The organism is Leucobacter chromiiresistens (genome assembly GCF_900102345.1).
GTDB lineage: Bacteria > Actinomycetota > Actinomycetes > Actinomycetales > Microbacteriaceae > Leucobacter > Leucobacter chromiiresistens.
Genome location: NZ_FNKB01000001.1, coordinates 1,818,859 through 1,841,127, shown reverse-complemented (window position 1 = coordinate 1,841,127; position 22,269 = coordinate 1,818,859). Strand labels below are relative to the sequence as shown.

At 69.7% G+C, this 22,269-nt stretch carries 22 protein-coding genes; 3 read left to right on the top strand and 19 right to left on the bottom strand.

Annotated elements, in window-relative coordinates:
* Nucleotides 1-9: 9 nt before the first annotated feature.
* Complete coding sequence (locus BLT44_RS08440; RefSeq protein ID WP_010157564.1) at nt 10-1,380, top strand: aminotransferase class III-fold pyridoxal phosphate-dependent enzyme; 1,371 nt, start codon at nt 10-12, stop codon at nt 1,378-1,380.
* A 58-nt stretch (nt 1,381-1,438) separates the two neighbouring features.
* Here BLT44_RS08440 and BLT44_RS08435 read toward each other — a convergent pair whose 3' ends face one another.
* From BLT44_RS08435 to prmC, 14 genes are all read right to left on the bottom strand, one after another.
* The gene (locus BLT44_RS08435) at nt 1,439-2,506 is read right to left on the bottom strand and encodes a PP2C family protein-serine/threonine phosphatase (protein WP_010157565.1); all 1,068 of its coding nucleotides are present in this window, start codon (nt 2,504-2,506) and stop codon (nt 1,439-1,441) included.
* A gap of 30 nt (nt 2,507-2,536) precedes the next feature.
* Nucleotides 2,537-3,337 (bottom strand): YaaA family protein, encoded by an 801-nt coding sequence (locus BLT44_RS08430; protein WP_010157567.1) that lies wholly within the window; start codon nt 3,335-3,337, stop codon nt 2,537-2,539.
* An 81-nt stretch (nt 3,338-3,418) separates the two neighbouring features.
* Nucleotides 3,419-3,676, bottom strand: a complete 258-nt coding sequence (locus tag BLT44_RS08425) for a F0F1 ATP synthase subunit epsilon (protein ID WP_010157568.1) — start codon at nt 3,674-3,676, stop codon at nt 3,419-3,421.
* 3 nt (nt 3,677-3,679) lie between these two features.
* Nucleotides 3,680-5,140: a F0F1 ATP synthase subunit beta gene (atpD, locus tag BLT44_RS08420; RefSeq protein ID WP_010157569.1), complete on the bottom strand. Its 1,461-nt coding sequence runs from the start codon at nt 5,138-5,140 to the stop codon at nt 3,680-3,682.
* Between the two features lie 22 nt (nt 5,141-5,162).
* On the bottom strand, nt 5,163-6,053 hold the full coding sequence (locus tag BLT44_RS08415) for a F0F1 ATP synthase subunit gamma (protein WP_010157570.1): 891 nt from the start codon (nt 6,051-6,053) through the stop codon (nt 5,163-5,165).
* Between the two features lie 78 nt (nt 6,054-6,131).
* Nucleotides 6,132-7,760, bottom strand: coding sequence for a F0F1 ATP synthase subunit alpha (gene atpA / locus BLT44_RS08410; RefSeq protein WP_010157571.1), 1,629 nt, complete (start codon nt 7,758-7,760; stop codon nt 6,132-6,134).
* 54 nt (nt 7,761-7,814) lie between these two features.
* Nucleotides 7,815-8,591: a F0F1 ATP synthase subunit delta gene (locus tag BLT44_RS08405; RefSeq protein ID WP_010157572.1), complete on the bottom strand. Its 777-nt coding sequence runs from the start codon at nt 8,589-8,591 to the stop codon at nt 7,815-7,817.
* The gene (locus BLT44_RS08400; RefSeq protein WP_010157573.1) at nt 8,591-9,142 is read right to left on the bottom strand and encodes a F0F1 ATP synthase subunit B; all 552 of its coding nucleotides are present in this window, start codon (nt 9,140-9,142) and stop codon (nt 8,591-8,593) included. The genes BLT44_RS08405 and BLT44_RS08400 overlap by 1 nt, the downstream gene beginning before the upstream one ends.
* A gap of 39 nt (nt 9,143-9,181) precedes the next feature.
* The gene (gene atpE / locus BLT44_RS08395) at nt 9,182-9,409 is read right to left on the bottom strand and encodes an ATP synthase F0 subunit C (RefSeq protein ID WP_010157574.1); all 228 of its coding nucleotides are present in this window, start codon (nt 9,407-9,409) and stop codon (nt 9,182-9,184) included.
* A 51-nt stretch (nt 9,410-9,460) separates the two neighbouring features.
* Nucleotides 9,461-10,285, bottom strand: coding sequence for a F0F1 ATP synthase subunit A (atpB, locus tag BLT44_RS08390; protein ID WP_010157575.1), 825 nt, complete (start codon nt 10,283-10,285; stop codon nt 9,461-9,463).
* 158 nt (nt 10,286-10,443) lie between these two features.
* Nucleotides 10,444-10,914 carry a Cg1360 family ATP-synthase-associated protein gene (locus BLT44_RS08385; RefSeq protein ID WP_010157576.1) on the bottom strand — a complete coding sequence of 157 codons (471 nt, stop codon included), beginning with the start codon at nt 10,912-10,914 and terminating at the stop codon, nt 10,444-10,446.
* The gene (locus BLT44_RS08380) at nt 10,907-12,115 is read right to left on the bottom strand and encodes an MraY family glycosyltransferase (protein ID WP_010157577.1); all 1,209 of its coding nucleotides are present in this window, start codon (nt 12,113-12,115) and stop codon (nt 10,907-10,909) included. Before BLT44_RS08380 ends, BLT44_RS08385 begins: the two co-directional genes overlap by 8 nt.
* Nucleotide 12,116: 1 nt before the next feature.
* Nucleotides 12,117-12,782 carry an L-threonylcarbamoyladenylate synthase gene (locus BLT44_RS08375; RefSeq protein WP_010157578.1) on the bottom strand — a complete coding sequence of 222 codons (666 nt, stop codon included), beginning with the start codon at nt 12,780-12,782 and terminating at the stop codon, nt 12,117-12,119.
* 53 nt (nt 12,783-12,835) lie between these two features.
* Entirely contained in the window at nt 12,836-13,741 is a 906-nt protein-coding gene (gene prmC, locus BLT44_RS08370) for a peptide chain release factor N(5)-glutamine methyltransferase (protein WP_010157579.1), read from the bottom strand.
* Between the two features lie 186 nt (nt 13,742-13,927).
* Between prmC and cysK the strand changes: the two genes are divergently transcribed.
* Both cysK and cysE read left to right on the top strand, forming a co-directional pair.
* Nucleotides 13,928-14,863, top strand: a complete 936-nt coding sequence (gene cysK / locus BLT44_RS08365; protein WP_010157580.1) for a cysteine synthase A — start codon at nt 13,928-13,930, stop codon at nt 14,861-14,863.
* Nucleotides 14,864-14,900: 37 nt separating this feature from the next.
* Complete coding sequence (gene cysE, locus BLT44_RS08360) at nt 14,901-15,467, top strand: serine O-acetyltransferase (RefSeq protein ID WP_010157581.1); 567 nt, start codon at nt 14,901-14,903, stop codon at nt 15,465-15,467.
* A gap of 98 nt (nt 15,468-15,565) precedes the next feature.
* Here cysE and BLT44_RS08355 read toward each other — a convergent pair whose 3' ends face one another.
* From BLT44_RS08355 to BLT44_RS08335, 5 genes are all read right to left on the bottom strand, one after another.
* A complete protein-coding gene (locus BLT44_RS08355; RefSeq protein WP_010157582.1) occupies nt 15,566-16,957 on the bottom strand; it encodes an MFS transporter in 1,392 nt (463 codons plus the stop codon).
* A 48-nt stretch (nt 16,958-17,005) separates the two neighbouring features.
* Nucleotides 17,006-17,545, bottom strand: a complete 540-nt coding sequence (locus BLT44_RS08350) for a GNAT family N-acetyltransferase (protein ID WP_010157583.1) — start codon at nt 17,543-17,545, stop codon at nt 17,006-17,008.
* A gap of 261 nt (nt 17,546-17,806) precedes the next feature.
* Nucleotides 17,807-18,631 (bottom strand): type IV toxin-antitoxin system AbiEi family antitoxin domain-containing protein, encoded by an 825-nt coding sequence (locus BLT44_RS08345; RefSeq protein ID WP_010157584.1) that lies wholly within the window; start codon nt 18,629-18,631, stop codon nt 17,807-17,809.
* 209 nt (nt 18,632-18,840) lie between these two features.
* Entirely contained in the window at nt 18,841-19,914 is a 1,074-nt protein-coding gene (gene prfA, locus BLT44_RS08340) for a peptide chain release factor 1 (RefSeq protein ID WP_010157585.1), read from the bottom strand.
* A 99-nt stretch (nt 19,915-20,013) separates the two neighbouring features.
* Nucleotides 20,014-22,212: a transcription termination factor Rho gene (locus BLT44_RS08335; RefSeq protein ID WP_074690138.1), complete on the bottom strand. Its 2,199-nt coding sequence runs from the start codon at nt 22,210-22,212 to the stop codon at nt 20,014-20,016.
* Nucleotides 22,213-22,269: the final 57 nt, after the last annotated feature.

Below are 22,269 nucleotides of genomic sequence, written 5' to 3'. Positions count from 1 at the left end.
ATCGGCAGCATGAGTTCAGCGATCAGCACCGCAGCCGTCCGCACCGAATCCTCCATCCCCCAGGAGCGCCTCGTGCGCACCGAGATCCCGGGGCCCCGATCGCAGGAGATCCACGAGCGGCGCCGCGCGGTCGTGCCGCCCGGCGTGCACAGCGTCCTGCCGGTGTACATCGAGCGCGCGCACGACTCGATCCTCGTCGACGTCGACGGCAACCAGATCGTCGACGTCTGCGGCGGCATCGGGGTCACCACGGTCGGCCACACCGATGCCCGCGTGGTCGAAGCCGCGACGGCGCAGCTGCAGAACGTGACCCACACGCTGTTCACGATGACCCCGTACGAGCCCTACGTGCAGGTCGCCGAGCGCCTCGCGGCGCACGTGCCGGGGTCGACGACCGCCGCGCCCTACAAGACGCTGCTCATGAACTCGGGCGCCGAGGCCGTCGAGAACGGCGTGAAGATCGCGCGCAAGTTCACGGGCCGGCCGGGCGTCGCCGTGCTCGAGCACGCGTACCACGGCCGCACCCTGCTCACGAGCAGCATGAACCATAAGGCCGCGCCCTACGCGCTCGGCTACGGCCCGCGCGTCGGCGACATCTACAAGGCGCCGAACTCGTACCCGCTGCACGACGGCCTCTCGGGCGCGGAGGCCGCCGCGCGCACCATCGCCTTCCTCGAGAAGCAGGCGGGCGCGCAGGATCTCGCGTGCCTCGTCGTGGAGCCCATCCAGGGCGAGGGCGGGTTCATCGTGCCCGCCGACGGCTTCCTCCCCGCGCTCGCGGAGTGGTGCCGCGCGAACGGCGTCGTGTTCATCGCCGACGAGGTGCAGGCCGGCATGGCGCGCACCGGCACCGTCTTCTCCATCGAGCAGTTCGGTGTCGAGCCCGACATCGTGCTCTCGGCCAAGGGCATCGCCGGTGGCCTGCCCCTCGCCGGGATCACCGGCAGGGCGGAGATCATGGACCAGTCGCAGCCGGGCGGCCTCGGGGGCACCTTCGGCGGCAACCCCGTCGCCTGCGCTGCGGCTGTCGCCGTGTTCGAGCAGATCGACGCGCTCGACCTGCTCGGCGAGGCGCGGCGCATCGAGGCCGCGTTCGGCGGCGGCCTGCGCGCCCTGCAGGAGCGCGTTCCCGCGATCGCCGAGGTGCGCGGGCGCGGCGCGATGCTCGCCATCGAGGTCACGAAGCCCGGCACCCTCGAGCCCGACGCCGACCTCGTGGCCGGGGTGATCGACGCTGCGGCGCAGCGCGGCGTGCTGCTGCTCAGCAGCGGCGTGCACAATCAGGCCATCCGCTTCCTGCCGTCGCTGAAGATGACGGACGAGCTCATCGCCGACGTGATGCAGGTGCTCGAGGAGTCGTTCGCCGCCGCGAGCGCGTAGCAGCGGGAGCCGCTCGGGGGCGGGTGACGAGCGTCATCCGCGCCCGAGCCGGCTGTGATCAGGCGCGTTCCGCCCGCGGCGTCGGCGGCGCATCGGGGAGGATCACCGGTTCGAGGTCGTCGTACTCGGCCGAGCGGTCGTCCGCGAAGCCGTCGGCGGACGCGTCGTCTGCGCCGGGAACCTGCTCTCGGTCGGTGGACGCCCGATCTGCGTCCTCGCGGCCGGAACGCGGCGACGCGGTGACGGCCGCCGCAGCTCGACTCGCGCCGCTCTCGAGCGGTGCGCTCCCCCCGGCCTCGACGAGCTCGATGCCCGACCCTGCGAGGCTTCCCGTGTCGACGACGTCGCCCACTGCGTGCACGTCGATGACGACGACGGTCACGTTGTCGCGCCCTGCGTTCTCGAGCGCGTGCCGCACGAGCGAGCGCGCGGCGGACTCGGCGGTGGGCTCCGTCGCGAGGAAGTGCTGGATGCCCACGTCGGTGAGCTCCTTCGTGAGCCCGTCGGAGCAGATGAGGATGCGCTGCCCCGGGATGAGGGCGAGCGACGTGTAGTCGGGGATCGGCGCCTCGTTGAACCCGACCGCGCGCGTGATCACGTTCGCGTGCGGGTGCACTTCGGCTTCCTCCTCGGTGATCGCGCCGGTATCGATGAGGTGCTGCACCACCGAGTGATCGACCGTGATCTGACTGAGCGCGCCCTTGAAGTACTGGTACACCCGCGAGTCGCCGATGTTGAAGACCTTCCACGTCGGCTCGGCCTCGGTGCCGAGCACGACGCCCGTGACGGTGGTGCCGGCTCCGAGTTCTGTGTCGCCCGCGTCGAGCTCGATGTCGTCCACTGCGTCGCTGAGCGTCTCGTCGATGTCCTGCTCGCTCACGAGCTCTCGGCCGCCGAGTTCCGCGAGGCGCCGCACGACGGCGGCCGAGGCGATCTCGCCGGCGGAGTGCCCGCCCATGCCGTCCGCGATCGCGAAGACCGGCGGCGTCGTGACGTAGCTGTCCTGGTTGTTCTCCCGGCGCCTGCCGACATCGGTCACTGCGAACCACGAGAGCTCGAGCTCCAGCTCGCCCCCGGCGCGGTAGTTCAGGCGTCGCCGAACCCCGTTCTCTCCGCGAGCCGTCACAGCTTCCCTCTCATCGACACCCGAGCCATATTACCCTGCATCTGACGGGCGCGACGTCGCGTCTCCCGGAGCTCCGAGCTCGGTGACGAGGGTGATCGCCTCCGCGTCGGGGTCCACATGCAGTTCCAGGCCCGCCGCGGCGCCCCACGCGAGCAGGGCGTCGACGTCGCAGAACTCGGCCTGCGCCTGCGCGAGTCGGCGCACCAGGTCGCCCTTCGCCGCTTTGTTGAAGTGGTTCAGCGCGCGCACCCGACCGTCGGCGCTCCGCTGCGCGACGTTGACGAACCAACCGGCGCCTGCCGGAAGCGGGGCGAGCGCGGCGTAATCCTTCGAGCGCAGATCGAGCACGATGCCGCGGCCCTCCGCCCAGGGGATCGCCGTGTGCGCGGCGCTCCACACCCGCTTCAGCGGAGCGCCGAGCTCGGGCAGGCGAGAACTCGCCGAGAGCCGGTAGGCGGGAATCTCATCTCCGGCTCCGATCGTGCCGAAGAGGGCCGACTGGACGGCGACGTGCGCGTCGAGCCAGTCGCGGGCGGCTGCGTCGAGCGACGCGACGTCGAGTGCGTCGTACAGCACCCCGGTGTACCGCTCGATGGCCGGCAGCACACCGCTGTCGCCGAGACGGAGGTTGTGCGCCAGCTCCCCGCGGTTCTTGACGCCGAGCTTCAGCGCCTTCGCCGCCGCCGCCTCGTCGCCGCTCAGCGCCTCGAGCGCCTGCCGCACGCGCGTCCTGCCCTCAGAGAGCTCCGCTGCGAACCGCAGACGCGCGGGATCGAACGCGCCGGAGCCGCCGGGGCGCTTCGTCTCGGACGGAGGGAGCAGGATGAGCATGACGGCCTTTCGGGGTGGGCAGACGAAAGGCCGATCGCTGCTCCCGGAGGAGCACGACCGGCCTTTCGTGACTGCTGTGGACTACGCGACGGTGGCGCGGCCCGCGACGATGGTGATGGTGTCGTGGTCGACGGACAGGAACCCGTCCTCCGCCTCGACGGCGACCTTCTCGCCCCCGGCCGTGGTCACACGGACCTCGCCCTTCGCGAGCAGCGCGAGCAGAGGCTCGTGGCCGCTGAGGATGCCGATCTCGCCTTCGACCGTCTTCGCGACGACCTGGGAGGCCTCACCCGCCCAGACCTGCCGCTCGGCCGAGACGACGCTCACGTTCAGCGCCATCGGTTAGGCCAGATCCTTCTGCATCTTGGCCCAGTTCTCCTCGACGTCGCTGATGCCGCCGACGTTGAAGAACGCCTGCTCCGCGACGTGGTCGAACTCGCCCTTGGCGATCGCGTCGAACGACTCGATGGTCTCCTTGAGGGGAACCGTCGATCCCTCGACACCGGTGAACTTCTTCGCCATGTACGTGTTCTGCGAGAGGAACTGCTGGATGCGACGTGCGCGCGACACGGTGATCTTGTCCTCTTCGGAGAGCTCGTCGACACCGAGGATCGCGATGATCTCCTGCAGCTCCTTGTTCTTCTGCAAGATCGCCTTGACCGTGGTCGCCACGCGGTAGTGATCCTCGCCCAAGTAGCGGGGATCGAGGATGCGCGAGGTCGAGGTCAGCGGATCGATCGCGGGGTAGAGGCCCTTCGATGCGATCTCGCGCGACAGCTCCGTCGTCGCATCGAGGTGCGCGAAGGTGGTCGCCGGTGCCGGGTCGGTGTAGTCGTCCGCGGGAACGTAGATCGCCTGCAGCGAGGTGATCGAGTGTCCGCGGGTCGAGGTGATGCGCTCCTGGAGCACGCCCATCTCATCGGCGAGGTTCGGCTGGTAGCCCACGGCGGAGGGCATGCGGCCGAGCAGCGTCGACACCTCGGAACCGGCCTGCGTGAAGCGGAAGATGTTGTCGATGAAGAGCAGCACGTCCTGCTTCTGCACATCACGGAAGTACTCCGCCATGGTCAGCGCCGACAGGGCGACGCGGAGACGCGTTCCCGGCGGCTCGTCCATCTGGCCGAACACGAGCGCGGTCTTGTCGAAGACGCCCGCCTCCTCCATCTCGTGGATGAGGTCGTTGCCCTCACGGGTGCGCTCGCCGACGCCGGCGAACACCGAGACGCCGCCGTGGTCCTGCGCCACGCGCTGGATCATCTCCTGGATGAGCACGGTCTTGCCAACGCCGGCACCGCCGAACAGGCCGATCTTGCCGCCCTGCACGTACGGGGTCAGCAGGTCGATCGACTTGATGCCCGTCTCGAAGAGCTCGGTCTTCGACTCGAGCTGATCGAAGGACGGCGGTGTGCGGTGGATGCCCCAGCGCTCCGTGACCTCAATGCTCTCGCCCTCGGGCAGGTTGAGCACGTTGCCGGCAACGTCGAAGACCTTGCCCTTGGTGATGTCGCCGACGGGGACGCTGATGGGTCCGTCGGTGTCGAACACCTCCTGGCCGCGGACGAGGCCGTCCGTCGGCTTCAGTGCGATCGCGCGGACGAGGTTGTCGCCCAGGTGCTGGGCGACCTCGAGCACGAGCTTCGAAGAAGCGGTGCCATCGCCGAAGTCGACGCTCGTCTCGAGAGCGTTGTAGACGTCGGGAATCGCATCGTGGGGGAACTCGATGTCGACGACGGGGCCGGTGACTCGAGCGATCCGCCCGACAACCTTGGTGGCCTCAGTCGCCACTGCGGCGGTTTCGGTCATGATTCTCTCTCTTCGTGCTGGATTAACCGGACAGCGCGTCAGCGCCGCCCACGATCTCGGAAATCTGCTGGGTGATCTCCGCCTGGCGCGCGTTGTTCGCGAGGCGGGTGTAATCCCGGATCAGCGAGTCGGCGTTATCACTTGCGGACTTCATCGCCTTCTGCGTCGCTGCGTGCTTCGCCGCAGCCGACTCGAGCATGGCGTTGTACACGCGGGACTCGATGTAGGCGGGGAGCAGGCGGTCGAGCACGGTGTCTGCGTCGGGCTCGAACTCGTAGAGCGACTCCGGGGCATCGGTCGCCTCGGCCACGCCCTCGACGATCTGCAGGGGCAGCAGTCGGTGCACCTGGGGCACCTGACTGACCATGCTGATCAGACGGTTGTAGACGAGGTGGATCTCCTGGGCGCCGCCCTCGGCTGCCGGGCGACCGAAGATCTCGAGCAGCGACTCGGCGACTTCGCTGCCCGTCTCGAACGTCGGGTTCTCGGTATCGCCCGTCCAGACGCGCTCGGAGGGACGACGGCGGAACGAGAAGTACCCCTGGGCCTTGCGGCCGATCAGGTAGTACACGACGTCCTTGCCCTCGCTGCGGAGCAGCTCGCTGAGCTCCTCCGCTTCGCGCAGCACCTGCGAGTTGAAGGCGCCGGCGAGGCCGCGATCCGAGGTGAAGATGACGACCGCTGCGCGCTCGACCTTCTCAGCCTCGGTGAGCAGCGGGTGGTCGGAATTCGAGTGCGTGGCGACGGCGGAAACCGCGCGGGTGATCGCGGTGGTGTACGGCGTCGAGGCTTCGACCCGCGCCTTCGCCTTCTGGATGCGAGATGCCGCGATCAGCTCCATCGCACGGGTGATCTTCTTGGTCGTCTGGGCAGAACGAATCTTCTGCCGGTAGACCCGAAGTTGCGCTCCCATGTCTCTCCTGTAGTGGTTGGGGCTGGCTGGTGATCAAGGTTCGGGACGGGCGGGGGCGCGGCCCCCGCCCGGGGTTCCCTACTTCTTGGTGACGACCAGCTGCTCCTGCTGGATCTCGGCTTCGTCGATCGCGTCGAACTGCTCGCTCAGGCTCTGCCCGCTCGACGTGCGGAACTCGCCCGTGAACTTGCCGATCTGGCGCTCGAGCTCGGCGACGATCGCGTCATCGAGGACGTTGGTCTCGCGGAGGGTGCTCAGCACCTCGGAGTTGCGGCCGAGGTAGTCGAGGAACTCGCGCTCGAAGCGGAGGATGTCCTCCACCGGCACATCGTCCATGAATCCCTTGGTGCCGGCCCAGATCGAAACCGTCTGCTCCTCCACCGGGTACGGCGTGTACTGCGGCTGCTTGAGCAGCTCGGTGAGGCGCGCGCCGCGTGCGAGCTGCTTGCGGCTGGTCGCGTCGAGGTCGGAGGCGAACATCGCGAACGCCTCGAGCGCGCGGTACTGCGCGAGCTCGAGCTTCAACGTGCCCGAGACCTTCTTGATCGACTTCACCTGCGCATCGCCGCCGACGCGCGACACCGAGATGCCCACGTCGACCGCGGGACGCTGGTTCGAGTTGAAGAGGTCCGACTGCAGGAAGATCTGGCCGTCGGTGATCGAGATCACGTTGGTCGGGATGTAGGCGGAGACGTCGTTCGCCTTGGTCTCGATGATCGGCAGGCCGGTCATCGAACCCGCGCCGAGCTCGTCGGAGAGCTTCGCGCACCGCTCGAGCAGACGGGAGTGCAGGTAGAAGACGTCGCCCGGGTAGGCCTCGCGCCCCGGCGGACGGCGCAGCAGCAGCGACACGGCGCGGTAGGCCTCAGCCTGCTTCGAGAGGTCGTCGAAGATCACGAGCACGTGCTTGCCGGCGTACATCCAGTGCTGGCCGATGGCCGAGCCGGTGTAGGGAGCCAGGTACTTGTAGCCCGCGGGGTCGGAAGCCGGCGAGGCCACGATGGTCGTGTACTCCATGGCGCCGGCGTCTTCGAGCGCGCCCTTCACCGAGGCGATGGTCGAGCCCTTCTGGCCGATCGCGACGTAGATGCAGCGCACCTGCTTCGTGACGTCGCCCGACTCCCAGTTCGCCTTCTGGTTGATGATCGTGTCGATCGCGATCGCCGTCTTGCCGGTCTGGCGGTCGCCGATGATGAGCTGGCGCTGGCCGCGGCCGACGGGGATCATCGCGTCGATCGCCTTGATGCCGGTCTGCAGCGGCTCGTGCACCGACTTGCGCTGCATGACGCCGGGGGCCTGCAGCTCGAGCGCACGGCGGCCCTCGATCGCGGTGATCTCGCCGAGGCCGTCGATCGGCTTGCCGAGGGGATCGACCACGCGGCCGAGGTAGCCCTCGCCGACGGGAACGGAGAGGACCTCACCGGTGCGAGTGACCTGCTGGCCCTCTTCGATGCCGGTGAACTCGCCGAGCACGACGACGCCGATCTCGTTCTCCTCCAGGTTCTGCGCGAGCCCGAGCGTGCCGTCCGCGAAGCGGATGAGCTCGTTCGCCATCACGCCCGGGAGGCCCTCGACGTGCGCGATGCCGTCAGCGGCGTCGACGACCGTGCCGACCTCGGTCTTGCCAGCCTCGGTCGGCTCGTACGACGCTGCGAAGTCCTTCAGCGCGTTACGGATCTCGTCCGGGCTGATTGAGAGTTCTGCCATTTCGTTTCCTCTGTCTGTTCCGGAAGCGCCGCCCCCGGGGGTGAAAAGTTGTCGCTATGCAGCGAGCTGCTGTCGGAGATCGGCGAGTCGCGCGCGAACGCTGCCGTCGATGACGTCATCGGCGATCTGCACCCGGATGCCGCCGACCAGAGCCGGATCGACGACGGTCGTGATGCGCACGGGGCGCCCCGCCGACCGTTCGAGTGCGCGTGCCAGACGCTGCTGCTGCTCCGCCGTGAGCGGCGCTGCAACGGTCACCGTTGCGAGCTCGCTCCCGGCCTCATCCGCCGCGAGGCGCGCGGCCTGACGCAGAGTCGCATCGAGGCGACGCCCGCGAGGGCTTGCGACGAGATGCGAGAGGACCGCCAGAGCCGAAGCCGAGGTCTTCCCCTGGAAGAGGCGCTGCACGAGGGCGAGCTTGCCGGCGGGGTCCGCCAGCTTGCTGCCGAGACTGAGTTGCAGTTCATGATTGCGGTCGATCACACCGACCACGGCGAGGAGCTCGTCCGAGAGGGCCGCGTTCGCGGCTCCCTCGGCGCGGATCCCGAGCTCTTCGATGCCCGAGACGAACTCGGCGACATTCGACCACCGGGCCTGCACGGCGGCGGTGAGTACGGAGCGCGCGCCAGCGGAGAGACCGCTGAAGAGTCGCTCGACCAGCTGCGACTTCGCCTGAGCCGGAGCCGAGGCGTCGCCGAGCGCCGCTGCGAGCGCGGGGCTCTCAGCGATCCGACGCGCCGCCTGGAGCAGCTCGCCGCCGACGTTCGTGTCGAGACCCGACCCGAGCGCGGTGCGCGCCTGGGCCAGTGCTTCGCGTGACGCGCTTCCCATTACTGAGCCGCCTTCTCGGATGCTTCGAGGTCGGCCAGGAAGCGGTCGACGAGCGCCGATGCCTTCTGGTCGTCGGTCAGCGACGCGCCGACCACGCTCGAGGCGAGGTCGATCGCGAGCGATCCGACATCCTTGCGCAGAGACACGACTGCGCTCTGGCGCTCGGCCTCGATCTGCGCCTGCGCGGCGTGGGTGATGCGCGCCTGCTCGGTCACCGCATCCTCCTTCGCCTTCGCGACGATCTTGTTCGCATCGAGGCGGGCGGACTCACGGATCTCGCCGGCTTCCTGACGGGCGCTGGCGAGCTGAGCGGTGTACTCCTGGAGCGCGGCCTCGGCCTTCGCCTGAGCCTCGTCGGCCTTGGCGATGTTGCCCTCGATCGCCTCTGCGCGAGCATCCAGCATCGTCTGCATCTTGGGAAGGAAGACCTTCCAGAACGCGACGAGGATGATGGCGAAGACGACCGCAGACCACACGATGTCGTACGTTGCGGGGAGAAGCGGATTGAGGTTCGCGCCCTCCTCCGCTGCAACGAAGACTGCGTTATTCATCGAGCCTCCCTTTCGAGACTAGGGAAAGGTGAAAGCGGCTTACGCAGCGAAGATGAACGGCGTCGCGATCGCGATGAACGCGAGCGCCTCGGTGAACGCGATGCCGATCCACATGAGGACCTGGAGGCGGCCGGCGAGCTCGGGTTGGCGGGCGACACCCTCGATGGTCTTGCCGACGACGATACCCACGCCGATGGCGGGGCCGATAGCAGCGAGGCCGTAACCGACGGTTGCGATGTTGCCCGAGATTTCAGCGAGAACAGACACGGTATGTGTTTCCTTCCGTATGTGAGCGCGGCGGTTGCCGAACCCGATTGGTTAGTGCTCTTCAGCCAGCGCGAGCTGGATGTAGACGGCGGTGAGAAGTGCGAAGACGTAGGCCTGCAGTACGGCGACGAGGATCTCGAAGATCGTGAACGCTGCGCCGAATGCGAACGTGCCGACGCCGAAGAGCTTGAAGAAGCCCTCGCCCGAGAAGAGGAAGAACTGGGTCGCTGCGAAGAGGAGCACCAGGAGGAGGTGGCCCACCAGCATGTTCATCAGCAGTCGCAGGGTGAGGGTCACCGGGCGGATGATGAACGTCGACACGAACTCGATCGGCGTGACGATGATGTAGATGGCCTTCGGCACGCCCGACGGGAAGAGCGCGTTCTTGAAGAAGTTGCCCGGGCTCTTCTTGATGCCGGCGTAGATGAAGGTCACGTACGAGACCACCGCGAGCGTCAGCGGGAAGCCGATGACCGAGCTCGCCGCGATGTTCAGACCCGGGATGATGCCCGTGATGTTGAACGCCAGCACGGTGAAGAAGATGGCGGTCAGGATCGGCAGGAAGCGCCGGCCGTCCTTCTTGCCGAGCAGATCCTCCGCGATGTTGACGCGCACGAAGTCGAGCGCCATCTCGGCGAGCGACTGCCCGCGCGTCGGGATGACGCGCATGCGGCGGGTGCCGAGCCAGAAGAGGAGCAGCAGCACCACCATCATGAGGACGCGGATCAGCATGATCCGGTTCATGGCGAACGGCGTACCTTCGAAGAGCACGATGTCGGGGAAGAACTCGGCCATCGTCGGCGCGTGGAATTCACCCTCTTCGGCCGCGAAAAGAACGGGGGCCACGAGGTGCATAGCGTTAGCGAACAGCGCCATTCTCCTGACTTCGGTGCGGCCTGCAGCCTGCACGGTGTCGAACGGTGGTCGTGCCCCCGGGGCGGCGGTGGCACAGCGCAACCAGCCCAGCAGGGAACGTACTTGAGTCTATCAACCTTTCCGCCCCAGAAGAAACTCGGAGCGGCGTGATCACAGGTTCAGGGGCGCGAGCGGTCCGAGATGATCGGGATGCGCGACCGGGAGATGACTACCACGTCGAGCACCAGCGACGCGAACACGCTCGCGATGACGCCGAAGAACAGCATGCGGGTATCGAGCCACTCCGCGTCGCGCAGCAGCACGACGGCGGCGATGAAGACGATGAACTTGAAGACCCAGCTGCCCAGCACGATGCCGAAGAAGGCCGTGATGTAGAAGTCGCGGTCGATGAAGCGGTTCGCGAAGGCGATGCTGCCGACGGTCATCATGAGGAAGAGCCCGCCGAGCGCCGTGCCGATCATGCCGCCCCAGAGGCCGGGCTGCCCGGAGACCAGGAAACCGATCACGGCGAACGCCGCGATCAGCGCCGCCGTGACGATGAGCCCCCAGCGGAGCGCGCGCAGGAGCACGGGCTGGGAGGTCGGCATCGGGCGAGGGTCGGTCTCGTTCGGCTGCGCGAGATCACTCACTCTGGGATCCTTTCGGCGGCGCCGACTCGGCGAGCGCATCGACGCCGGCGGCGTCGGCTCGGGTGCGCCGTCCCGTCAACGGTACCAAGCCCCGCCGAGCCGCGGCTGCACGAACGCGCTGGGCCGGGAAGACAAGGAGCGCGAACGTCGCCGCTCCCCCGAGCACGAGCACGACGACGGGGAGCACGAAGCTCTGCGTCGTGAACACGAGCAGCACCGCCACCGAGAGCACGGCCGTGCCCGCGTAGAAGATGCAGACGGCCTGGAGCGGCGAATGCCCCATGTCGAGGAGACGATGGTGCAGGTGGAGGCGATCCGCCGTGAACGGGCTCTTGCCGGCCCGCAACCGCCGGGCGACGGCCAGGGAGAAATCGGCGAGCGGCAGGGCGAGCACCGCGATCGGGAGGATGATCGGGATGTAACTCGCGAGCACCAGCTTCTGGTCGAGCGAGGCGGGGTTCAGCTGCCCCGTCACCGACACGGTCGACGTCGCCATGAGCAGCCCGACGAGCAGCGCACCCGTATCGCCCATGAACATTCGCGCCCGATGCCAGTTGAACGGCAGGAACCCCGCGCAGATGCCGACGACGACGATGGCGATGAGGCTCGCGAGCACGACCGAGTCGACCCGCCCGATCTGATCGTTGAGCAGGCGCGTGTAGATGAAGAACAGCGAATTCGCGATGATCGCCACGCCCGCGACGAGCCCGTCGAGCCCGTCGACGAAGTTGACCGCGTTCATCACCAGCGTCATGAGGAAGACCGTCAGCACGAAGTTCACGACCGGCGAGCCGATGATGAGGGTGTCGCCGAAAGGAAGGGAGACGATCTGGATGCCGCTCCACGCGAGCAGGCCCGAGGCGACGAGCTGCGCCGCCAGCTTGATCATCCAGTCGAGGTCGAGCAGGTCGTCGAGCACCCCGACCACGGCGATGATGGCGCAGGCGCCGAGCAGCGCCCAGATCTGGTCGCGCTGCTCGAAGAGGGAGGCGAACTCGCTCTGCGTGCCCGCGACGACGAACGCGGCCAGAATGCCGAGGAACATGGCGACGCCGCCGAGCCGCGGCGTCGGGGCGCTGTGCACGTCGCGGGCGCGCACCTCGGGCGCAAGGCGGAGGCGACGGCTCAGCCGCAGCACTCCCCAGGAGGCGAGCGCAGTGACGAGAGCCGCGACCGCGACCACCGTCACGTAGGCCAGCACGCTACTCCCCGAACGCGACCTGCGGCAGCAGCTCCGCGATCAGCTCGCGCGAGACCCCGCCCTCGCGGAGGATGCGGAGCTCGCCGCCCTCCTCCGTGAGGCGGGTGGCGTCGACGATGGTCGAAGCGACGCCGTCCCCGGCCGCCGGCCCGGCCTCGAGGTAGACCGAGACGGAGTCCCCCAGCATTCCCCGGGCCTCGGCAGCGGTGCGTGCCGCGGGCTCGCCCGTGAGATTCGCCGACGACACCGCGAGCGGCCCCGTCTCGCGCAGCAGCTCCAGCGCCAGCGGCTGATGCGGGATCCGGAGCGCGACCGTGCCGCCCGTCTCGCCGAGATCCCAGCTGAGCAGCGGGTTCGCCTGCGTGATGATGGTCAGCGCGCCCGGCCAGAACGCGTCGGCGAGTGCGCGCACGGGCGCGACCACCTCGGCCGCGAGCGCCGCCAGCGTCTCCACGTTCGGGATCAGGACCGGCGGAGGCGACTGCCGACCGCGACCCTTCGCGTCGAGCAGTCGCTGCACGGCCTCGGGGGTGAACGCGTCGGCTGCGACGCCGTAGACGGTGTCCGTCGGCATGACGATCAGTTCGCCCCGCCCGATCGCCTGCCGCGCGGTGCGCGTGCCTGCGAGCAGTTGCGAACTGTCGGAGCAATCGAAGAACTCGGCCATAGCTCGCCAGTCTACTCCCGTCGGCTCGCCGGCGCGGGAGCTCCCGGCACCCGTCAGCGCAGTGCCGTCGTGACCCGGTCCCGACCGGTGAGATCGGGGTGCGTGGCGGCCGCGCGCCACCCGTCGGCGGCCAGCACCTCCCGGATCGCACGCCCCTGCGACTCCGCATGCTCGATCACGACGGCGCCTCCCGGGACGAGGAGCTCGCGCGCGGACCGGCTGATGCCGCGCACGACGTCGAGCCCGTCGACGCCCCCGTACAGCGCGAGCTGCGGATCGTGGTCGCGCACCTCGGGATCGCGCGGCACCATCCCGCTCGGCACGTACGGCGGATTCGAGACGACCACGTGCACGCGGCCGGCGAGCGGAGCGAGTTCGGGGATCGCCGAGAGCGCGGTCGCATCCCCCGCCACCAGCGCGACGCGCCCGTCGCCCCACTCCGCGACATTGCGCTCCGCCCACGCGCGGGCCTCCCGGCTCATCTCCACGGCCCAAACGCGCGCGCTCGGCACCTCGTGCGCCAGCGCCAGCGCCAGCGCGCCGCTCCCGGTGCACAGATCGACGGCGAGCGGCGCCGGATCGGGCACCGCCTGCAGCGCGTCGATGGCGAACTGGGCGACGACCTCGGTCTCGGGCCGCGGCACGAATACCCCCGGCCCCACCGCGAGCTCGATCGATCGGAACGGCGCGCGGCCGGTCAGGTGCTGGAGCGGAATGCGTCGGGCGCGCTCCTCGGCGAGCCCGCGCGCGCTCGCGGCGGCATCGGGGGCGAGTCGCTCGCGCATCACGGCGAGGGCCTGGACGCGCCCGCGCGTCGCGCCCAGCACGTGGGCGAGGAGCAGCTCGGCGTCGGTCGCGGGATCCTCGACGCCCCCCTCGCCGAGCCGCTGGCGCATCTCATCGAGCAGCGCATCGATCCGCGGGTTCGGGGTCGGCTCGCGGCCGGGTTCGTCGTGCATACCCTTACCCTTCCACACCCGGCCCCCTCCTCTGCGCCGGCGAGCACGGCGGCGGCGGGGTGCGCCGTCACACCGCGACATCCTGCATAACCTCTGCGAACGCGACCGATAACTGATCGATATAGTTGAGGAGGCCTCGACGCCCCACCGGCGCGCGACGATTCGATCCCAGGAGGATGCAGCACCATGGCACGGACCTACGACAACATCACCCAGGCATTCGGCAACACGCCCCTCGTCCGGCTGAATCGCGTCACCGAGAACGCGGGCGCCGAGGTGCTCGCGAAGCTCGAGTTCTACAACCCCGCCGGATCCGTGAAGGATCGCATCGGCATCGCCATCATCGACGCCGCCGAGCAGTCGGGCGACCTGCAGCCCGGCGGCACCATCGTCGAGGGCACGAGCGGCAACACCGGCATCGCCCTCGCCTTCGTCGGCGCGGCGCGCGGGTACCGCGTGATCCTCACCATGCCCGAGACGATGAGCATCGAGCGCCGCAAGATGCTGCGGGCGTACGGCGCCGAGATCGTGCTCACCGAGGGCCCGCTCGGCATGAAGGGCGCGGTCGCCAAGGCGGAGGAGATCGCCGCGAGCACCCCCGGAGCCGTGCTCGCCAAGCAGTTCGCCAACCCGGCCAACCCGGCGATCCACCGCGCCACCACCGGCCCCGAGGTGTGGAACGACACCGACGGGAAGATCGACATCTTCGTCGCGGGCATCGGCACCGGCGGCACGATCACGGGCGCCGGAGGATACCTCAAGGAGCAGAACCCCGACATCCGGGTCGTCGCGGTCGAGCCCATCGACTCCCCGCTGCTCACCGAGGGCACCGCGGGCCCGCACAAGATCCAGGGCCTCGGCGCGAACTTCGTGCCCCCGATCCTTGACCGCGAGGTGTACGACGAGGTCATTGACGTGACCCTCGCCGACTCCATCGCCACGGCGCGCGCGCTCGGCACCGACGAGGGCATCCTCGCGGGCATCTCGGGCGGTTCCGCGGTGTGGGCGGCGACTCAGGTGGCGCGCCGCCCGGAGAACGCCGGGAAGAAGATCGTCGTCGTCGTTCCCGACTTCGGCGAGCGCTACTTCTCGACGGTGCTCTTCGAAGACCTCAACTCCTGACCGCGGCCCCGCGAAGGCCGCCGACGCACCGCACCGCATGAGCGTGTTCTCCCGCATCCGCGAAGACATCTCCGCAGCACGCGCGCACGATCCCGCAGCGCGCAGTGCCGCGGAGGTGTTCTTCGTGTACTCGGGGCTCCACGCCGTGTGGTGGCATCGGCTCTCGCACGCGCTGTGGAGGCGGGGGCTGCGCTTCCTGCCGCGCGCCATCGCCCAGCTCTCGCGGTTCTGCTCGGGCATCGAGATCCACCCCGGTGCCACCATCGGCCGCCGACTCTTCATCGACCACGGCATGGGCGTCGTCATCGGCGAGACCGCCGTTGTCGGCGACGACGTGCTCATCTACCACGGCGTCACCCTGGGCGGCACGGGCCACGATCGCGGCAAACGGCACCCCACCGTCGGCAACCGCGTCGTCATCGGAGCCGGCGCGAAACTGCTCGGCGACATCGACATCGGGCACGACAGCGCGATCGGGTCGAACGCGGTCGTGGTGCGCTCCGCGCCCCCGTGGACGACGCTGACCGGCATCCCCGCCAGTGGGAGACCGCGCCGCGGCGCCCCGATCGAGCAGCCCGACATGGCCGACTTCTACGTGATCTGACCGGAGGGGCCACGGCGCTGCTTGCAGAGGCCTCAGCGCAGCGTGCGGGTGGCCTCAGCGCAGCGTGCGGGTGGCCTCAGCGCAGCGTGCGGGTGGCCTCAGCGCAGCGTGCGCCCGTTGTCCTCCATCCAGCGCTTCGTGCGGCGCTGCTCGACCACGATCATCACGATGCCCAGCACCCAGAACGGGATCTGCACCGCGAACGCCACCTGGAACGCGTGGAGCGAGTAGTCCTCGGGCGATCCCGCGCCCTGCACGTCGAGCACCAGGCCGATCAGCAGGATCACCAGCAGCGACGCCGTGAACCCGCCCGTATTCACGAGCCCGGTGCCGAAGCCCGCGTAGCTGCGCGGCGTGTGCGATCGCGCCACCTCGAACGCGATCATCGACGCGGGCCCCCCGAGGGGAAGGATCAGCAGCAGCACGAGCACCAGTGCAAGCGGCGGCGTCGCCGGCCACACGATCACCGCCGTCCACACGAGCGCGATCGCGACGGTGATGCCCAGATTGAACCAGACGCGGCGCTCGATGAAGCGAGAGCTCAGCGGGCCGAGCACCACGCTCGCGACCATCGACGAGATCACCGTGAGGCTCAACAGGCCCCGCGCCGCCACCTCGTCGAGCCCCAGACCACCGACCAGGAACGGGGTGCCCCAGAGCAGCAGGAAGACGTTCGCCGCGAACGGCGAGGCGAAGTGCACCCAGTACGCGAGTCGCACGCCCGGCAGGCGCAGCAGGCGGCGCGCCCGGTTCCAGAAGCCCAGCCCGCGCAAGCGCACCTCGGAGATCACCGGGATCATCTCCGTCGCCGGCGGCTGCACGGCCGCGAGCGCCGCCGTGCGCGAATCCGCGAATGAACGGGCGTTCTCCGTGATGCGCCCCCGCCTGCCGATGATGCGCTCGAGCAGCGTGCCCTCCCCCGGCGCATCGCGCAGCACCACGACGCCGAGAATGACGACGAGAAGCCCGACCGCGGCGAGCCCGAGGAACCCGCCCATCCACCCGGCGCCGCCGACCAGCACCGCCAGGGGCACGACCGAGACGAGCTGACCCGACTGACCGATCAGACCGGTCACCTGGCTGATCGTCGGCAGCTGCCGCAGCGAGAACCACTCGGGCAGCATCCGCATCACGCTGATGAAGGTGCAGGCGTCGCCCGCCCCCACCAGCACGCGCGCGAAGATCGCGAACGACACCTCGGGCACCGTCGCCATCGCCGCCTGCCCGGAGATCATCAACGCGCCCCCGATGAGGATCATCGCGCGCGCGCCGATGCGATCGAGCAGCACCCCGACGGGAATCTGCAGCCCCGCGTACACCACGAGCTGGATCACGGGGAACGCCGCCAGCGTCGTCGCGTCGATGCCGAAGTGCTCCTGCGCGGCCGGCCCCAGCGCCGACAGCGATGAGCGGTTGATGATCGCCACCGCGTACGACAGCGCCGCGATTCCCCAGACGACCCAGGGCAGGATCGGACGGGCGGCGCGCATGCAGCCATGCTACCGCCGCGCGGGCCGCGTCGGCCCGGTCGCCGACGGTCAGTCGCGCGGGGGCAGGGGCGGGCCGTCGGGGAAGTCGGAGCGGGTGATGTCGAGGAACACGGCGTCTTCGAGCGCTCCACCGGGGCGCACCTGGTAGTCGCGGAGCACGCCGATGCGCTTGAATCCGAGCCGCTCGTAACTGCGGATCGCCCCCGCGTTGTTGGCGTTCGGGTCGAGGGTGACGCGGCTGATCCCGGCTGCGAACTCCGAGCGGATCGCGAGCGCGAGCGCTTCTTCGCCGATGCGGCGCCCTCGGAATTCGGTGCCGATGAAGAGGTGCATCACCGTGGTGGGGTACTCGGGGTCCTCGCCGCGCAGCACGAACATCGCACCTGCGGTGCGCCCCTCGACCTCGATGATGCGCGCCGTCTCGGGAGCGTCGATGAACTCCTCGCGCACACGCTGCGGGGTGTACCCCACCCACCACAGCGCGACCTCGGGATCGCCGAGAATCGCGACGAGCGGATCGAGATCTTCGTGAGCGGGGGCGCGGAGGGTGACGAGCGGGCCCACGAGCGGCTGTGCGGCATCAGACATGCCCTCAGCGTAGCGGTACGGGGCGCCCGCCGTCTGTCTCGACCTGCCTGCGCGCGGGGTGCTCTGGCGAGATGCTTTGGCGAGGGGTGCTCTGGCGGGGTGTGCCTGCGGGGTGCTCTGGCGGCGTGCGCCTGCGGGGTGTGCCTGCGGGGTGTGCCTGCGGGGCACGGGTTCGGTGAGGGATTCGGCATCCGTGAGACGAATGCGCCGAGGGTGGCTCACGGAAGCCGAATCCCTCACCGAAGCGCCGAGCGCCGTCGGTCACCGGCGCGCCAGGTGCAACCCCTGGGCGATGCACTCCAAGAGCTGCGACTGCACGCTGTGCCAGTCCTCGACGATCTGCAGGTACCCGATGCGGATCACGGTATAGCCTCGGGCGACGAGCAGCGCGTCGAATGCGTTGTCGGCGTTCCATTGACGCCCGGTGTGCGACGCGCCGTCGATCTGCAGCACGAGGCGCTCCCCGATCAGCAGATCGACGCGATGCCCGAAGAGGTGCGCCTGCGGAAGGAGTCGGATCTTCGTCCACCGCAGGCGCGAGGCCACCAGCGTCTCGAGGCCCGAGTCGAAGAACGGTTTCGCCGCAGTCAGCAGACGTCGCGCCGTTCCCCGCAGCGGTAGCCGCGACAGCGCCGAGCGGTCGACGAGCCCGCGGTTCAGCGCCGAGTTCCAGACGACGAGCGCTTCTTCGAAGGGCTGGCAGTCGGCCACGAACTGCAGCACATTGACCACCGGATCGGCGAGCGTGCCCGGCGGGCGGAGTTGCAGCGGTCTTCCCCAGTGCACGGTGCAGCCTCGGACGCTCGGCCGCGCCGCGCTCGATGCCGCGACGTGCGTGCGGCCGTCGCTGAGGGTCCACAGCCCGAGGCGCTGCGCCTCCGTGATGCAGGTGAGCACGACGCCGTGCGCGGCTGCTGCGACGAGATCGGGATCGGCGTCGGGCAGTGCGAGCCAGCCGCGACGGGGGCGCTCGACCCGCCCATCGCGAACGGCGTGGGCGATGCGCGCGTCGCTGGCACCCCGATCCCGCAGCTCTCGAGTGCGGGCGACGCCGCCGAGCGCTTCGAGCAGGGTGGGGAGTGACATGCCGCCAGTCTGCATGCAGCATGGCCGCTCACGTGGGTCGGTTCGCGCACCTGTGGATCGCGCGGCGCCGCACCTCAGCTGCACGCCCTGTGAGCGGATGCTGCGGCGGCGCTTCGGTGAGGGATTCGGCTTCGGTGAGACTCTCCGGGAGGAATTCGCCTCACCGAAGACGAATCTCTCACCGAGGCAACGGCGGAAGGGGGGCTCCCCTACTGCCCCAGCTCGGCCAGCCGGGCCTCCTCGTCGGCGCGGATGCACGACTCGATGACCGCGTCGAGGGCTCCGTTCATCACCTGGTCGAGGTTGTAGGCCTTGTACCCCGTGCGATGATCGGCGATCCGGTTCTCGGGGAAGTTGTAGGTGCGAATGCGCTCGGAGCGATCCATCGTGCGGATCTGGCTCGATCGATGCGCGCTGGCCTCGGCCGCGGCCTCCTCCTGCTGGCGCGCGAGCAGGCGTGCGCGGAGCACGCGCATGGCCGCCTCGCGGTTCTGCAGCTGGCTCTTCTCGTTCTGCATCGCGACCACGATTCCCGTCGGGAGGTGCGTGATGCGCACGGCCGAGTCGGTCGTGTTGACGGACTGCCCGCCGGGGCCCGAGGAGCGGTACACGTCGATCTTGAGGTCGTTCTGATTGATGCCGACCTCCTCCGGCTCGTCGACCTCGGGGTACACGAGCACCCCGGTGGTCGACGTGTGGATGCGGCCCTGGGACTCGGTGACGGGGACGCGCTGCACGCGGTGCACCCCGCCTTCGTACTTGAGGTGCGCCCAAGCGCCCTGCGAGGGGTCGGAGGCGTTCGCCTTGATGGCGACCTGCACGTTCTTGTAGCCGCCGAGATCGCTCTCGTCGGCCTCGATCATCTCGGTCTTCCACCCCTTCGACTCCGCGTAGTGCAGGTACATGCGCAGCAGATCAGCGCCGAAGAGCGCGGATTCGGCGCCGCCCTCGCCGCCCTTGATCTCGAGGATCACGTCGCGCGCGTCGTCGGGGTCGCGCGGGATGAGCAGTCGGCGCACGCGCTCCTGCGCCTCGGCGAGAGCGGCCTCGAGCGCCGGAACCTCCTCGGCGAAGGCCTCATCCTCCTTCGCGAGCTCGCGCGCCGCTTCGAGGTCGTCGCCCATCTGCTGCCAGTGCTCGTGCGCCGACTTGATCTTGCTGAGCTCGGCGTACCTCCGGTTGACCTTCTTCGCCCGCGACGCGTCGGCGTGCAGCGCGGGATCCGCGAGTTCGTCCTGCAACCGCGCGTGCTCCGCGATCAGCCCTGCGACCTGTTCGAACATGTATCTTCCTTACGTCTCGCGGCGTGACCGCCATGACTCTACCGCCGCATCCGGCGACGACTGAGCCCGCCCCGGAACACCGGGGCGGGCTCGTGCGTGCTAGGACAGGCTGCCGGAGCGCTGCACCTCTGCGAGGAGCGCCGCATTCGTGGCCGTGGAGCGAAGACGCTCGCGCAGCCGATCGTCGGCGTCGTCCTCGTGGAGCGCCGCTCGCAGCGTCGCCAGTGCCGCGATCTCGTCGGCGCCGAGCATCGACTCGGGATTGCGGGTGCGCGACGCCTCGAAGTCGACCGCTGCGGGAAGCCCGGCAGCCGTCTTCGCGAACCGCACCTCGCTGTTGACGACGGCGAGCACCTCGCGCAGCAGCAGCTTGTCGGCCGCGATGCCGGTCTTCGACTGCACCGTCGCGACGACGGTCAGCGAGCCGCCGTTCTCGACGTTGCGCGCCGAGGCGAGCAGGCGCTTGATCTGCGCGAGCGCGAGCTCGTCGATCTCGTCGAGCGCGGGACGGGTCTGCGCATGCTGGGCCTGCGCGTACGCGCGGGCGAACCGGTTCAGCGAATCGACGAGCACGACGACGTCGTGGCCGAGTTCGACGAGTCGCTTCGCCCGATCGATCGCGAGCTCGGCGATGATCGCCTGATCCTCGGCCGCTCGATCGAAGCTCGCGGCGACGACTTCGCCGCGCACGGAGCGCTGCAGACGCGTGATCTCCTCGGGCTGCGCGTTCGCGAGCAGCAGCATGAGGTGCGCGTCGGGGCGGTTCGCGCTGACGGCCTCGGCGAGCTCGCCGAGCACGGCGCTGCCATCGAGATGCGCCGGCAGCACGAGGGCGGTGCGCTGGCCGAGACCCGTCGGGGCGACGAGGTCGATGGCGCGGCCGAGCACATGCTGCTGATCGGTCTCGAAGCGCAGTCGCTCCTCGGGGTAGATCGCGGTGAGGTCGGCGATATCGACGCGCTCCTCGGCCTGCTCGTCGACCGGCCGGCCGTTGACGGTGTCGATCTTGACGATCGCGTTGTACTTCTGGCGGCTGGCGCCGTCGTTGTCGCGGGGCTGCCGGATCGCGCCGACCACCGCGTCTCCGCGACGCAGGCCGTACTTCTTGACCTGTCCGAGGGAGACGTAGACGTCGCTCGTGCCGGGGAGGTAGCCGCTCGTGCGCACGAAGGCGTAGTTGTCGAGCACGTCGAGGATGCCCGCGATGGGCAGCAGCACGTCGTCCTCGGTGATCTCGGGCTCGATGTCGTCGCCCTGGCCCCGGCGCTTGCGGTCGCGCTGGCGGGTGCGGCTGGAGCGGCTCGAGTTCTCGCCGTTCTTCGCCTCGGCGTTCTTCGGGCCGTTCTGGCCGCCGTTGCCGTTCTGGCCGCGCTGCTTGCCCTCGTCCTCGGCCGCCTCGACCTGCTCGTTCGCGTCGGCGTTCTCGTTCTTCTGATTGCGGCCGCGCCCGCGGCGACCACGACTCGAACGCTCGCCATCGCCGTTCTCCGACTTCTCGCCACGGTCCGAACGATCGCCGCGATCCGACTTCTCGCCGCGCTCCGTCTTCTCGCCGCGGTCCTGCTCCGAGCGCTCGGACTGCTCCGTGCGCTCCTGCTCGCCGCGCTCCGCCTGCTCGGAGTTCCGGTCGCTGCGCGCTGCGTCGTCCGCCGCACCTGCGGGCGCGTCGGACTGCGCGGCATCAGTCGCCGCGGATGCCGCGTCGTCGGTCTTCGACGCCGCGGATGCCGACGTGGCGCGGCGGCTGCGCGTGCGCTTCGCGGGCGCCTCCGGCTCCGCCGCGGCAGCGGTCGCATCGCTCGACTGCGCGGGGGCTGCCGCCGAGGCGGCGTCGGCGGCCGCGGGCGCCTCGGAAGCGGCGTCGGCGGCGGCGTCGCTCGCCGGCTCGGCGGGGGTCTCGGCCTTCTTGCGGCTGCGCGTCGCGCGCTTCTTCGGCGCGGCGGCGGGCTGCTCGTCGGATTCGGTCGAGCCCGCTGCGGCAGGGGCCGGTGCGGCGTCGCCCGACGCCTCGTCGACAGCGGCTTCGACCTTCTTGCGGCTGCGAGTCGCGCGCTTCTTCGGTGCGGCGGCCGCGGGAGCCTCATCGGCGGCCGGCGCAGCGTCGGCTGCGGCCTGCGCGGCATCGGCGGCGGGCGCCGCGGCGGCCGGAGCCTCGGCCGCGGGGGCCTCGGCCGACCGCGCCGGCTCCGGTGCCGCCGCCCCGGCGGCTGCGCTCACCCGGCGCGAGGCGCGGCGGCGCGGCGGCGCTGCGGCTTCCTCGGCTGCGGGAGTGGTGTTGTCTTCGACGTTGGATTCCACGTTCTTCCTCTCGGAACGCCGTCGGGGCTGCGCGCGCAGAAGGGCGCGCATTCCCGC